The organism is Actinomadura sp. 3N407 (assembly GCF_052245875.1).
GTDB lineage: Bacteria > Actinomycetota > Actinomycetes > Streptosporangiales > Streptosporangiaceae > Spirillospora.
Genome location: NZ_JBQQBP010000027.1, coordinates 1 through 14106 on the forward strand (window position 1 = coordinate 1; position 14106 = coordinate 14106).

The 14106-nt window shown below is 69.1% G+C and carries 7 protein-coding genes; 5 read left to right on the forward strand and 2 right to left on the reverse strand.

The genetic code is table 11. The features are described from left to right. Nucleotides 1-126 precede the first annotated feature (126 nt). The 3 genes from ACTWPP_RS40190 (at nucleotide 127) to ACTWPP_RS40200 (ending at nucleotide 8794) form a co-directional block, all read left to right on the forward strand. Nucleotides 127-4974: an RHS repeat-associated core domain-containing protein gene (locus ACTWPP_RS40190; RefSeq protein ID WP_443109720.1), complete on the forward strand. Its 4848-nt coding sequence runs from the start codon at nucleotides 127-129 to the stop codon at nucleotides 4972-4974. A 50-nt stretch (nucleotides 4975-5024) separates the two neighbouring features. Further along, on the forward strand, nucleotides 5025-5477 hold the full coding sequence (locus tag ACTWPP_RS40195) for a hypothetical protein (protein WP_443109721.1): 453 nt from the start codon (nucleotides 5025-5027) through the stop codon (nucleotides 5475-5477). An 827-nt stretch (nucleotides 5478-6304) separates the two neighbouring features. Then, nucleotides 6305-8794 (forward strand): ATP-binding protein, encoded by a 2490-nt coding sequence (locus tag ACTWPP_RS40200; RefSeq protein ID WP_443109722.1) that lies wholly within the window; start codon nucleotides 6305-6307, stop codon nucleotides 8792-8794. A 6-nt stretch (nucleotides 8795-8800) separates the two neighbouring features. Here ACTWPP_RS40200 and ACTWPP_RS40205 read toward each other — a convergent pair whose 3' ends face one another. Further along, nucleotides 8801-9775, reverse strand: coding sequence for a hypothetical protein (locus ACTWPP_RS40205; protein ID WP_443109723.1), 975 nt, complete (start codon nucleotides 9773-9775; stop codon nucleotides 8801-8803). Nucleotides 9776-9877: 102 nt separating this feature from the next. Further along, nucleotides 9878-11713 carry a hypothetical protein gene (locus ACTWPP_RS40210; protein WP_443109724.1) on the reverse strand — a complete coding sequence of 612 codons (1836 nt, stop codon included), beginning with the start codon at nucleotides 11711-11713 and terminating at the stop codon, nucleotides 9878-9880. A 359-nt stretch (nucleotides 11714-12072) separates the two neighbouring features. Here ACTWPP_RS40210 and ACTWPP_RS40215 point away from each other — a divergent pair, with 359 nt between their 5' ends. Next, nucleotides 12073-13323, forward strand: coding sequence for a MurT ligase domain-containing protein (locus ACTWPP_RS40215; RefSeq protein ID WP_443109725.1), 1251 nt, complete (start codon nucleotides 12073-12075; stop codon nucleotides 13321-13323). Beyond that, a complete protein-coding gene (locus ACTWPP_RS40220) occupies nucleotides 13313-14023 on the forward strand; it encodes a type 1 glutamine amidotransferase (RefSeq protein WP_443109726.1) in 711 nt (236 codons plus the stop codon). Before ACTWPP_RS40215 ends, ACTWPP_RS40220 begins: the two co-directional genes overlap by 11 nt. Nucleotides 14024-14106: the final 83 nt, after the last annotated feature.

The following is a 14106-nucleotide window of genomic DNA, read 5'->3' on the forward strand; positions in this document are numbered from 1 at the left end:
ACCATGCGGACGATCTCGTCCTTGTGCTCCTGGGTGAAATGCCGCCTCTGTCGTGCCAACGGCCTTCCTTTCCGGTTCTCTCCCCAACTCTAGTTGGGGCCCTGTCCGGAAGATCCGGGGCACCTCATGGTGACGTCCGTCATTCAGACCGACCGCACCGGACTCGCCCCGGACATGGCCACCAAGTACGAGTACGTGGGTGGTGCGGCCTGGCATTTCGACGACGATGACGGGCTGACCAAAGAGAAGGACAAGACCTGGTCGCAGTGGCGCGGGTACGGCCACGTCCGCACATTCACCGGCGATTTCGCCGACCCCGCCACTCGATCCGACACCTATTACATGCGCGGCATGGACGGGGACCGTCGGACCAGGTCCGGCGGGACCAAGAGCGTCACCGTCTCTGACGGAGAGGGCGGCACTCACACCGACCACAACGCCCTCGTCGGTTTCCCGCTCAAGACGGTGCAGTACACCGAGCCGGGCGGCAGCGTCCACAGCAAGACCGTCAACACGCCGTGGCGGGCGCAGACCGCCTCACGAACCCGATCCTGGGGCACCGTCACCGCAAACGTGATCGGCGTCGACACCGCCCGCACCTGGACGGCCAAGGACGGTGGCGGCTCGCACCAAACCAAGATCGACAACACGTTCAAGGCGTCCGGCCCCGGCGTCGGACGCGTCACCTCTGTCGACGATCTCGGTGACGTCACCACCGATGTCGACGACAAGTGCACCCGGACCACCTATGCCGACAACACCGGCGCCTGGATGGTGGACTATCCGGCTCGCGTGGAGACCGTCGCGGCGGCCTGCACGGCCGCAGCCGACCGCCCGGACGAGGTCCTCTCCGATGTCCGGACCTTCTACGACGACCAAGCCTACGGTGCCGCTCCGAGCCAGGGCCGGGCGACCAAGGTCGAGAACGTCTCAGGCTACGACGGCGGCACCCCGGTCTATGTGACCGAGATCGAGAACACCTACGACCCCTACGGGCGCGTCACGCGGTCCAAGGACGCACTCGGCCAGGTGACGACCACCGCCTACACCGAAACCCAGGGGCTCACCACCAAGGTGACCTCGACCACGCCGCCGCCCGACCCCGCCGATCCGTCCACGGCGCTGACCTCGAGCCAGGAACTCGATCCGGCCTGGGGGCAGCCGGTCCGCGCCACCGACGCCAACGGCCAGGTCACCGACCTGGTCTACGACGGCCTGGGGCGGCTGCGGAAGGTGTGGCGGCCCGATCGGTCCAAGGCCAACGGCGACGACCCCAGCCACGAGTACAAGTACCGATTCGCCGACGGCGAGATCGTCACGGTCACCTCCAAGGCCATCGTCGCCGGAAGCCTGCGCGTCACCGGCATCAGTCTGCTGGACGGATGGCTGCGTCCCCGGCAGACCCAGACGCCCACGCAGGCGCCCGAGGGCCAGTCGGCACGGCTGATCACCGACACCTTCTACGACGACCGCGGCCAGGCCGTCAAAACCTACGCCGCCTATCCGGCGACGGGCACCCCCGAAACCGAGCTGTTCGGCGTCGGCACCCCGGGCGCGGTCGAGACCCAGACCCGCACAAGCTATGACGGCCTGGGCCGTCCGACCGTCCAGCGCCTCACGACCGGCAACGGCTCCCAGCCGGACGCGGAACTGTGGCGAACCACCTACGACTACGGCGGCGGCAACCGTGTCTCGGTCACCCCACCCGACGGCGCCACCCCCACCGCCCAGATCACCAACGCCCTCGGCCAGGTCGTCGAACGCCGCCAGTACAAGGCCGCCACCCCCACCGGCGACTACGACGCCACCACCTACGCCTACACCCCCGCCGGCCAGATCTCCTCGGTGACCGACCCGTCCGGCAATGTCTGGACCACCACCTACGACCTGCGCGGCCGCAAGACCCAGACCACCGACCCTGACAAGGGAACCACCACCTTCACCTACGACGACCTCGACCGCCTCGTCTCCACTACCGACGCGCGCGGCAAGAGCATCTTCGCCGACTACGACGGTTTGGGCCGCGTCACCGACACCCGCGACGGCTCAGCCGACGGCAGCAAGCTCACCTCCTTCACCTACGACACCGTAAGACGAGGCAAAGGCAAACCGGCCAGCGCGACACGCCACCACAATGGCGCCCAATACACCAGCAACATCCGCGAATACGACGAGATGGGACGCGTTCACAGCGCCACGGTGACCATTCCCTCAACCGAGGGCGCGCTGGCGGGAACCTATTCCATGGTCGCCGAATACAACAGCGACGGCACGCTTCAGTCCTTCAGGCCACCCGTCGCCGGCGGCCTGCCCTACGAAACCCTTACTCCCAGCTACGACGAGTTCGCCCGTCCCACCAAACTGTCCAGCGACCTGCACACCTACATCGGCGACATCAACTACCGGAAGACCGGTGAAGTCCAGATCGTCGACTACGGGTCCCCCGGGAAACGCGCCTTCCAAACCTTCCAGTACCAGTACGGCACCCGGCGGCTCGATCACGCCGCCACCTACCGCGAAGGCATCGCCGGGTTCGCCCGCGCCGCCACCTACCACTACACCGATGCGGGCACCATCACCTCAATCAGCGACGCCTCCCAGGACGGTGTCGACAACCAATGCTTCACCTACGACCACTTCCAGCGCCTCACCCAAGCCTGGACGCAAGGAACCACCGACGCCTGCGCCTCCGAACCCGCTGACAACCTCATCGGCGGCCCGGCCCCGTACTGGCATTCCTTCACCTACGACAAGGCCGGCAACCGCACCAAACAAATCCAGCACGGCATCGGTGGCGACACCGACACCGTCCGCACCTACACCTACGCCGCCCCAGGAAGCGGCAGCCGCCTGAACACACTCGTCGAAACCGGCCCTGACGGCGACCGCACCCGCACCTATGGCTACGACGCGGTCGGCAACACCACCGCGATCCAAACCACCGAAACCCCCACCGGCAGCACCCAGACCTTCGAGTGGAACACCGAAGGCGAACTGGCCAAGTCCTCCGAAGAAGGCAACGACGTCACCTTCGTCTACGACGCCGGCGGTAACCGTCTGATCCGAAAAGACCCCACCGGGTCCACCCTCTACCTCGGCGGCACCGAACTGCGCGCCTACAACGGCGCAAGCACCGCCACGGGAACCCGCTACTACAGCCTCGGTGACCAACCCGTCGCAATGCGCACCACCGACGGCACCGTCACCTACCTGACCGCCGACCACCAAGGCACCGCGCAGATCGCCGTGGACGCCGCCACCCAGGCCGGCACCGTCCGCCGCTTCACACCCTTCGGCGCCGTCCGCAGCCTGGACGACGACGCCACCTGGCCCAACGACAAGGGCTTCCTCGGAGCCACCCAAGACCCCACCGGCCTTACCCACCTCGGCGCTCGTGAATACGACCCCGAAACGGGCCGCTTCATCTCCGTCGACCCTGTCCTGAACCAGGCCGACCCCCAGCAGATGAACGGCTACACCTACGCCAACAACAGCCCCGCCACCTTCGCGGATCCCAGCGGCACCTGTCCGGGAAACTCCTGCTCCGCAGACTTCGCCCACACCGGCCCCCACGCAAGGCCAGGCGGTTCAAGAGACTGGTCGAGAGGATGGTCCTCCGGAGGATCCTCGAGAGTCCATCGCGCGATGGCCTCCTACGGCGGATGCAGCCCCGCAGATGTGGCGACATATCGTTGCGCGAAGGACCGGTGGATCAGGGAACGGCTGGCCGTGAACAACCCTGGCCCGCCGCCTACCACAGGCTGGCTCCCTGTGGTGATAAACGCACTTGATCTCATCTTCGGTGTCCGTGACGCTTGGAGTTGTCTCACCGGCAAGAGTGCCGGTGCATGCGCATGGTCCGCGGCTGGGTTCATCCCGTTTATCGGCAAACTTTTCAAGCCGGGTAGTAGATTCCTCCGGGCACTCATGAAGCAGTTGGCGAAGAAGGGGAACGACGCGCCGGATCCGCCGAAGGGGGCAGGAGGCGGGGCGCCCGCAGATCCTCCTCCAGCAAAGACGTCATCACCGAAGCGGTCGCCGAAGAAGACTTCGCCAAAGAAATCTTCGCCCGCAACGCCTTCACCAAAGAAATGCAGCAGTTTCGTTCCCGGAACGCAGGTGCTCCTCGCCGACGGCAGCCGCCGGGGCATCGAAGACATCGACGTCGGCGACAAGGTACTGGCCACAGACCCGGAAACCGGAGAAACCAGCCCCCAGCCCGTCCTCGGCACCATCACCACCAAGGGCGACAAGCACCTCGTCCAGATTACCGTCAACACCGACGCCCCACTCCGCTTCCGGGTGACCGGAGACGAGCCGCAACCCAGCGCCACCGAAGCGCTCAATCACGAGTTCGCCAAGAGCGGCGCCGCCGTCGCGACCGACAACCACCCCTTCTGGGTGGCCGGTGACCTCAACCAGTGGGTTGAGGCAGCTGACCTCAAGCCCGGTATGTGGCTCCGCACCAGCGTCGGCACCTACGTCCAGATCACCGCGGTCAAGACCCACACCGCATACCAGCGCGTCCACAACCTCGCCGTCGACACTGACCACACCTACTATGTACTCACAGGCACCAGCGCGGTCCTCGTACACAACTGTGACGGGCTCAAATACGTCACGTATACAAAGACGAACCCTATGACCGGGAAGGTGTACACCGGTCGTTCGAGGGGGTATGGCAACCCTGTGGATATCGTTGCTGCGCGCGACAGCGGGCATCACATGGATGCGGAGGGATACGGTCCTGCAGTGCTGGATCAGTACCTTGAGGCGACGTTGCCTGTAACTCAACGGCACAGCGATACTGCATATCAAGCAATTCGTGGTCGCGAGCAAAACCTCATTGATTTCTTTGGTGGTGCACAATCGGCAGGGGGGGCATCTGGAAATGCTATCCGTGGAATTTCCGATGGTCTGCCTGAGCGTTCAACGTACATGGGTGCTGCGAGGCGAGTTTGGGGCTGGCTATAGACCGAATTATATTAGCCAAAGTTTAGGTTGCAAGGAGTGGAGGTAATGGCGTGCGAATCGACTTCGTGGCGGGCTCTGTATTCAAAGTCCCAGTTGGTGAAGATGATCACGCCTTCGCTGTGATGCTGGCAGAGTTCCCATACGTGGCTTTCTATAGTAAGACCTTGTTTATCGATGAGGCTGGCCTGCTTTCCGAGGAGGCGATATTTATTATCCTGGTTGCCAAGAGTGCATACGTCTCTGGCGCGTGGGGTTCTCCAATTCGTCAACTAAACAAGGAGGCTTTGCCGGCGATACCTAGATTCTTCTGGCAGAGTCCAGTCAAAAAGGCTGACTGTAAGATAATTGAACCTATTAAGCGCAGAGTGCCTGCCACGCCAAGTCAGTGTATCGGCCTCGAGCCTGAGGCGGTCTGGTCTAATGAGCATATAGAATCGAGGATTATCGACACATACGCTGGTCGGACAAATGCATTTCTCGAATCCCTGCAGGTCAAACTTTAGCTACTCGGTACAATTTTCGACCTTTGAAAAGGATATAGTAGTTGGTGACGAGCTGGGATCTTGGAATAGGTCATTTTGGGTCAGCTGGAACCATTGGCGCTAATAGTAGGCAATCTATCAGGGCTTGAACATGATACTGATATCCGTCCGGCCGCGGTCACGTCCGGGGTCCGGGTCTTCCTGGTGGGGCATTGGCTTGGGGTGGGGTGGGGCGTCAGGATGCTGGGGTGACTTCTTCCCCTGGTTCGTCGTCGCCTGGGATGCCGCCCTACCGGAGGGGGGCCGGGCTGCCTCCGGGAGCACCGCCGCCGGGAGGGCCGCCGGCGGGGATGCGGGCGGGCGGCTCGCAGGGGGTGCCGGAGGCGCGGGGGCCCCGTGAGGCGGGGGAGTTTGTGCTGCCGGGGCCCTGGTATCGGATCTTGGCCATTCCGGCGCCGCAGCGGGACGCGTCTGCTGAGTGGGACTTCGTCAGTGTGCTGCCTGCGGCGTTGTCGGCGGCGCGGTTGGGGCGGCCGTTCGTTGTCGGGTGGTTGTCGGCGGGTGGTGGGGCGCCGCTGGAGCTGATCACTAATGCGGGGCCGATCGGGATGCCGGAGCCTGGGGCGGAGTCGCATGGGCTGTTGTTTCCGAGTGGTGCCCGCGGGGTGCCCGTGGGGGACGGGTGGTTGCGGCAGGCCGAGCGGATGGCGTGGACGCGGTGTCCCGGGAGGCTCGCACCGCAGGTCTCCGGGGCGGATGCCGGGCCTGGGCTGTTCGAGGCGACGCTTGTCACGTTGATGGAGCGGCCGTTCGGGTGGTTCGTCGTCGCTGACCCGTGTGATGAGCGGTTGATCGATTCGGAGATGCGGGAGTTGCATCACGAGTTGCGGATGCTGCGGCGGGGGGAGGACGAGCAGGCGCGGCTCGCTGTGGCTCGGGCGGATCAGCGGCTTGCCGAGTTGGACGCGTTCCGGGAGGCGGGGCTGTGGCAGGTCCGGGTGGTGGCGGGGGCCGCCACGCAGGACGAGTTGAGCCAGATCGCGCCGGTGCTGGTCGGGTCGATGGAGCTGGGGCATCACCCGTATCGGCTGCGGTCGGGGCGGGGGAGTGGCTCGTTCGGGGAGATGTTGAGCCCTGGTGCGGCGCCCGTCCCGGCGGGTGCGGTGCGGGGGATGGCCGAGCCGGAGCAGCGGTTTCCGTTCGTGGCGACCGCTGGGGCGCTTGCGGCGTTGGCGGGGTTGCCGCGGCGTGAGGTTCCGGGGCTGCGGGTGCTGGACGCCGGGTACTTCGACGTCACGTCCGAGACCGGCGGGCAGGGTGAGGCCCAGATCGAGCTGGGCGCGATCCTGGACGGCCAGGACCGGCAGGTCGGGCGGCTCACCGTGCCGCGTTCGACGATCAACCGGCATGTGTTCGTGACGGGAGCGACGGGTGCGGGCAAGTCGCAGACCGTCCGGCATCTGCTGGAGCAGTTGACGCGTGCGGGCATTCCGTGGCTGGCGATCGAGCCGGCGAAGTCGGAGTACGCGGCGATGGCGGGGCGCATCCGGGATCTCGGCGGGCCGGTGACGGTGGTGAATCCGTCGGATCCGGGGTCGGTGCCGCTGTCGGTGAATCCGCTCGCGCCCGAGCCCGGCTACCCGGTGCAGGCGCACATCGACATGGTGCGGGCGCTGTTCCAGGCGGCGTTCGACGCCGAGGAGCCGTTCCCGCAGATCATGGCGCAGGCCCTGCAGCGGGTTTACGAGAACAACGGGTGGGACGTGGTGACGGGCGGGGGTGTTCCCGGTTCACTCATCGAGCCAGCTGTTCCGACGTTGGAGCAGTTGCAGAACGCGGCGCTCCAGGTCATCTCGGACGTGGGTTACGGGCGTGAGCTGATGGCCGACGTGCAGGGTTTCGTGGACGTCCGGTTGCGTTCGCTGCGCATCGGGTCGGCGGGTCGGTTCTTCGAGGGCGGTCACCCGGCCGACATCGGCGGGATGCTCCGCGACAACATCGTCCTCGCCATCGAGGACGTCGCGAACGACGAGGACAAGGCGTTCCTCATGGGGACGCTCATCATCCGGATCGTCGAGCATCTCCGGATGCGGGAGCGGCGCCGCGACCGGAGCGACGGGCCCGCTCTGCGGCACGTCATCGTCATCGAGGAGGCGCACCGGCTGCTGCGCAACCGGGGCCCCGAGCGCACCAGTTCGCACGCCGTCGAGCTGTTCGCCGGGATGCTCGCCGAGATCCGCGCGTACGGGGAGGGGATCATCGTCGCGGAGCAGATCCCGACGAAGCTCGTCCCGGACGTCATCAAGAACACGGCGCTGAAGGTCGTGCACCGGCTGCCCGCCTACGACGACCGGCACCAGGTCGGTGCGGCGATGAACCTGGACGTCGACCAGTCCCGCGAGGTCGTGTCGCTGCGACCGGGTGTCGCGGCCGTGTTCGCGGACGGCATGGACCGTCCGCTGCGGGTGCGGGTGCCGCTGGGGGAGGGACGGGAGGCCGAGTTGCCAGGCCCGCCGCCGCCCGTGGACGGCCGCCGCTCGGCGGCGTGTGGATGCGAGTGCCGTTCCGGGCGGGCCTGCACCCTCTACGAGCTGCGCGAGGCCGATCTCATCGCCGGTCACGCCGACTGGTCCTGGCTTCGGCTGTGGGCCGACACGCTGGTCCTCTCCCATGTCGTGAACCGCCCGATGCCGGCGGTTCCGCCCGAGCTGCGCCGTGCCTGGTCACGGCTCACGCCCCGGCTGCGCGAGTGCGCCCTGGCGACCGTCGTGGAAAGGGCGGTGGCGCGGCGGTCGCGGTCGCTGCGCACCGCCTACCCGCCGTCCGACCTGACCGCCGCCGTCGCCGAGGTCGCCGGACTTCTCCTCGACGGCGGCTCCGCGGGCACCGCGCCCGGCCCGAACTGGGTCATCCCCCAGGTCAGGTGGCTGCACGAACTCGACCGCCTCTTCCCTTACGGTGAGGGCGTCCCCGACAAGCACGCCGCCGCCCCGCCCCTCGACTACCAGCTTCCCGGTCTGAAGCAGCCGCCGGACCCGAAGCTCGGCCACCGCCTGCGCGCCCTGCGCCGCCATCCGCTTTCGATGGAACTGGAACGCAACCGTCCCATCGCCCTGACCGCCCTGTACGGCGCCGACGACCAGGCGGGCTTCTACCAGGACCTCACTCTCGTCGCGATCGGCTTCGAGGAGGACGAACAGGTCGACCATGTCGCCGAGACGATGCGCGTCACGCAGTGGCTGGAACCCGTTCTCAGCTGGTTCGAGCGTTTCGTCGCCCCCTTCGAGGACCTGTCCAAGGGGCTGCCCTTCCTCGGCCAGCCCCACGACACGGAGTGACGACGATCAGATGTCGCTCTCGGTGCGGGCCGGGAGGCCGGCCTGTTCGGCGACGGGAGTCCAGTAGTCGATGAACTCGCTCTTGGCGTCGCTCGCGCGCTGGTTGACGTCCGCGACCTCCGCCTCCGTCGGGCAGCCGGGTGCGACGTCCAGGTAGCGCTGGTTCGACTCGGTCGACGCCTCCAGCGCGCGGACCAGCGCGTCCTTCATCTGGACGCCGTTGTCGAGCGCGCGGACGTCGAGGGCGCGGGCCTGGTCGAGCTGGCCCTGACGCGCGTCGAGGACGCGTCGCAGGCCGTCCGCCGGGCAGCCGTCGACCACCACGCCGCCGAGGTCGGAACGGGTGCCGCCCATCTCCTTCAGGAGGTCGTCCACCGCCCCGGCCTGCGCTTCGACGTCGCCGTCGTCGCCGGGCTCCTCGGTCGCGGGCTCGGTGCCCTGGCTCTGCGCGGCGGACGGGACACCGTCCCCGGGCTGCGCGGGCGTCCCCGATCCGCTCGGCCAGAACACGATGCCGAGGGCCACCCCGATCAGAAGGACGGCTCCCGCCGCGGCCAGGAAGTACGGGACCCTGCTCCGCTTCGGCGGCGCGGGCGGCTGCCAGATCGCGGGCTCGGCCCACGGCTCCGGGGAGACCGGTTCGGCCCACGGCTCGGGGGAGAGTTGCGTCGACGTCTCGCCCGACGGCGGCATGGGCGTCGTGTGGTCGGGCGGTGGTCCGGGCGGCGGGGACTCCCACTGGACGGGGTCCTGCGGTGGCGAGGTCCACGGCGGCGGCAGCGGCTCACCGGGGCCGGGCGCGCCGCCCAGCGGGTCACGGGCGGTCGCGTCGTCCGCCGGCGGGTCATGGGCGGTCGCGTCGCCGCCGTGCCGGTCGGGGGCAGTCGCGTCGCCGCCCGGCGATGTGCCGAGGGGCGCGTTGCAGCGCGTGCACCGGGGCAACGCCGGATTGGTGTCGTTCCCGCAGCCCTGGCACCGCATCAGGTCCCCCTACCCCGTGAAGTCCCAAACGGTGACAAGATACTGCGCCGTCACGGGACGCGGAGGCCCGCCCGAAGGTCGCAACCGGGTCGTGACCGGCCGTCACACCCGCTTCCAGCTGCGTTCCGGCTGGCCCGTCTTCTTGGCGACGGGGTTCCACAGGACGACGAACTTCTGCTTGGCCGTCGTCGCGCGCCGCTCACTGGCCGCGCGTCCGGGAACCTTCGCCGCAGCCGGGCGCGGCTTGCCCCGGCAGTTGGCCTGGTTCTGCTGCGCCCACCGCAGCAGAACCTGGTCGACCTGCAGCGACGCCGTCAGGGCCTGGGCGAGTGACCCGCGCAGGCGCTCGCCGTTCGCGAGCTTGCCGACCTGGAGGTTCTTCGTGCGGACCAGCTGGTTCTGGCGGTGCTGCGCGACCTTCTCGAACCCCTGGATCGCCTGCGGCAGCGTCTTGCACTTGCCCGCCCGGCCGAGCGCGCCGGCGAGGACGCGGCGGGTGGCGACGCTGTCGTCCAGGATCTTGTTCACGGCCGCGGCCTGCTGCTTGGTCTCGGTCGGGATCTCGTTCTTCTGCGCGACCTGCTTGTTGGACGGCGCCGGCGTGGGGTCGCCATCGGCGGACGAGTTGCCGCCGGACGGCCACACGACGAACACCACGGAGCCGACCGCGACCGTGACCAGGGCGGCGACGGCGGCGATGAGCGGCTTGCTCGTCCCGCCGCCCGGACGTCCGCCCTGGTTCGGCGGGTAGCCGCCGTACGCGGGGTCGCCCGGTCCGCCCGGCCCGCCCTGCCCCATCGGCCCCATGGGCATTCCCTGGCCCATGGGGCCGCCCATCGGTCCGCCCATCGGCGGCCCCTGGACCATGGGGCCCTGGGCCATAGGGGGCGCGGCCATGGGCTGGCCCGGGTCCATGCGCGTCTGGTCGAAATCGCCGCCGAAGCCCATGGGCGAACCCTGGCCGCCGGGCATGCCGGGATTGTGCATCCCCTGGCCGGGCGCGATCTGCGTCGCGTCCGCGTCGAGCATCGTGGGCGGCTGCTGGGCGCCGGCGCCCGGCTGCTGCCGCCCCCACATCTGGGTCGCTTCGGCGTCCGGGCCCTCGGGTTTGCGCGGCTGCGCGAACCAGGACTCCGGGACGATCGACTCCGCGGGTTCCGGCAGCGGTTCCAGCCCGAACGTGTTCGGCATGCCCTCCGCGGAGCCGGAGGCCGGCGGTGCGGGGTTCTCGTTCGCGGGCAGCGCCGGCAGCCCGCCTCCCCACGCGGGCGGCGGCGGAGCGCCGAAGCCGCCGGACGGGGAGGACGCCTCCGGCTCGTCGTCGTCCTCATCGGGGTTGAACGTCCACGCGGCGGTGTCTTCGGGGTCGACGGGCGGAAGCGGCGACCCGGGCGGCGTCGGCGTCCCCGACACCGGTGTCGGCATGGCGGCCTGCGGCCCGCCGGGCGGCTGGACGGGCGCCTCGGTCCGCAGGCCGAACGGCGACTGCCGGACGGGAGCCGCGGGCTGGGCAGGGGCGGCCGGCTGCTGGACGGGCGGGTCGGAGGGCTCCACGGACAGTCGAAGGGGCGGCTGCCCCGACCCGGGCGGTTGCCCTGGCCCGGGTGGCTGCGCCGACATGGGCGGCTGAGTCTGCGCGGGTGGCTGCGCCGACGGCGTCATGGGCATGGCGGCGGGAGGTTCGGGGGCCGTCTGCGAGGGCATCCCGAGGTCGGGCGTCGCGGGCGGCCCCGCGTTGGAGGCCCAGGAGGGCGTGGGCGGCGGCACCATCATCGTCCTGTCGCCGAGCGCGTCGGCGGAGTCGGCCGCGGGCGCGTCCGCGACCGGGGCCGACAGCGGGACGACGGGCCCGACCGAGTACACGTCGATCGGGGCCTCGCAGTGCGAACACTTGCCGAGCGTCCCGGGCGTGTCATTCCCGCACGTCGGACACTGCATCGCTCAGACCTCGCCTTTTAGCCGCTTTGCCACGCTGCGATCGGGTCCGCCGAACCGGCGGCGGCCCTTGCTTCCCCGCAAACCCGCAGGGCTCCCGACAAAAGTAGTGGGTGACGCCGTTCTCAGACGCGTGGTTGGCAATCTGGCACACCGCAGTCGGAGGTCGCACCGAATCACGACATGTCGGTACTGGTCAAGATTCGCCGCGCCGGTTTACCGGGTGCCCTGTGATGCTTATCACATCGGCGCCTCCCGGGCGGCGGCGGGACGTCCCGCAACACCGCAGGTGCGCCGCGAGCGAGGCGCCGAGCGGCTAGGCTCAAGGCGGTTTCCCGGCGCATCCAGAGAAGACGGAGTCCATGAGCGATCTTCCGCTGCGTTCGCAGCTGGCCGTCGCGCTCGGTCGTACGGCCGCCAAGATGTCCCGCATGGCGGGCCGCGGGGACGGCTCGGTGATCGGCGGACGGGTCGGCCTCCGCCTCGACCCCGAACTGCTGACCAGACTCGCCAAAGACCGCAAGCTCGTCCTCGTCAGCGCCACCAACGGCAAGACGACGACGACCCGGCTGATCACCTCGGCGATGACGCCGCTGGGGGAGATCGCGACCAACGCGTTCGGCGCGAACATGCCCACCGGTCACGTGTCGGCCCTCGCCTCGGCGCCCACAGCCCGGTACGGCGTTCTCGAATGTGACGAGAAGTACGTCCCGATGGTCCTGGCCGGGACGGGCGCCAACGTCGTCGCGCTGATGAACCTCAGCCGCGACCAGATGGACCGCGCCGCCGAGATCTGGCTCCTGGCCGGCAAGTGGCGCCGCGCCCTGGAGGCGTCCCCGCAGAGCCACGTCATCGCCAACTGCGACGACCCGCTCGTCACCTGGGGCGCGTCCAGCGCCAAGAGCGTCACGTGGGTCGCCGCGGGCCAGCACTGGCGCGAGGACTCCTGGTGCTGCCCCGAATGCGGCGGGCCCCTCGACCGGCAGGACACCGACGAGGACAGCGACTGGAGCTGCCGCCAGTGCACCTTCGCCCGTCCCCGCCCCGACTGGGCGCTGAAGGGCGACACGGTCACCGCCCCGGACGGCCGGACGTACTCGCTCACGGACCTGTCCCTGCCCGGCCGCGCGAACCGCTCGAACGCCCTGATCGCGCTGGCGGTCACCGCCCAGTTCGGAGTTCCGCCCGAGCAGGCGCTCCCGCTGCTGTCGCAGGTCACCTCCGTCGCCGGCCGCTACACCACGGTCGAGCACGAGGGCCGGCAGATCCGGCTGCTGCTGTCGAAGAACCCCGCCGGCTGGCTGGAGGCGTTCGACGTCCTGCAGCCCAAGCCCGGCCCCGTCGCGCTGTCGATCAACGCGCAGGGCCCCGACGGCCGCGACACGTCGTGGCTGTGGGACGTCGACTACCGCATCCTCCAGGGCCGTCCCGTGTGGGTCACCGGCGAACGCCGCATCGACCTCGCCGCCCGGCTGGAGGCCGCCGAGGTGTCCTTCACCATCGTGGACGACATCGACGAGGCGGTCATGACCGTCCCGCCCGGGCACCTGGACGTGATCGCCAACTACACCGCCTTCCAGAGCATCCGAACGAGGTACGGCCGTGTCGTCTGACCGCATCAAGATCGTCTGGATCTACCCGGACCTCCTCAGCACCTACGGCGACCAGGGCAACACGATCGTCCTGCAGCGCCGCGCCGCCCTGCGCGGCATCCCGACCGAGACCGTGAACCTCCGCTCGGACGAGCCCGTCCCGGCCGACGGCGACATCTACCTGCTCGGCGGCGGCGAGGACCGCCCGCAGATCCTCGCGGCGCAGCGCCTCGGCAACGACGGCGGCCTCGCCCGCGCCGTCGAGTCCGGTGCCGTCGTGTTCGGCGTCTGCGCGGGCTACCAGATCCTCGGCCGGGAGTTCGGCGGCGAGGAGGGGCAGCTCCTTCCGGGCCTGGGCCTCCTCGACATCCGCTCCGGCCGCGGCGAACAGCGCGCCGTCGGCGAGATCGTCGGCGACGTCGCGGGCGAACTGAACGTCCCCCGCATCACCGGCTTCGAGAACCACCAGGGCGTCACCCACCTCGGCCAGAACGCCCAGCCGTTCGCGCAGGTCGTGCACGGCGTCGGCAACGGCGACGGGTTCGAGGGCGCCTACACCGGCCGTGTCCTCGGGACGTACATGCACGGCCCGGCCCTCGTCCGGAACCCGGGCCTCGCCGACCTCCTTCTCCGCTGGGCGACCGGCACGGAGCTGCAGCCGCTGGACGACTCCTGGGCGGGCCGCCTCCGCGAGGAACGCCTCAAGGCCGTCGCGGGCTGAGCCAGGCCGCCGGGGAAAGGGCCGCCGGGGATTCGTCCTCGGCGACCGTTTCTTTGGGTCTGGCCGTCCGGCCGCGCCGGTGC

Coding starts and splice junctions, on each gene's coding strand:
- ACTWPP_RS40190 (WP_443109720.1), top strand. CDS start 127: ATGGTGACGTCCGTCATTCAGACCGACCGCACCGGACTCGCCCCGGAC.
- ACTWPP_RS40205 (WP_443109723.1), bottom strand. CDS start 9,775: ATGCGGTGCCAGGGCTGCGGGAACGACACCAATCCGGCGTTGCCCCGG.
- ACTWPP_RS40210 (WP_443109724.1), bottom strand. CDS start 11,713: ATGCAGTGTCCGACGTGCGGGAATGACACGCCCGGGACGCTCGGCAAG.
- ACTWPP_RS40215 (WP_443109725.1), top strand. CDS start 12,073: ATGAGCGATCTTCCGCTGCGTTCGCAGCTGGCCGTCGCGCTCGGTCGT.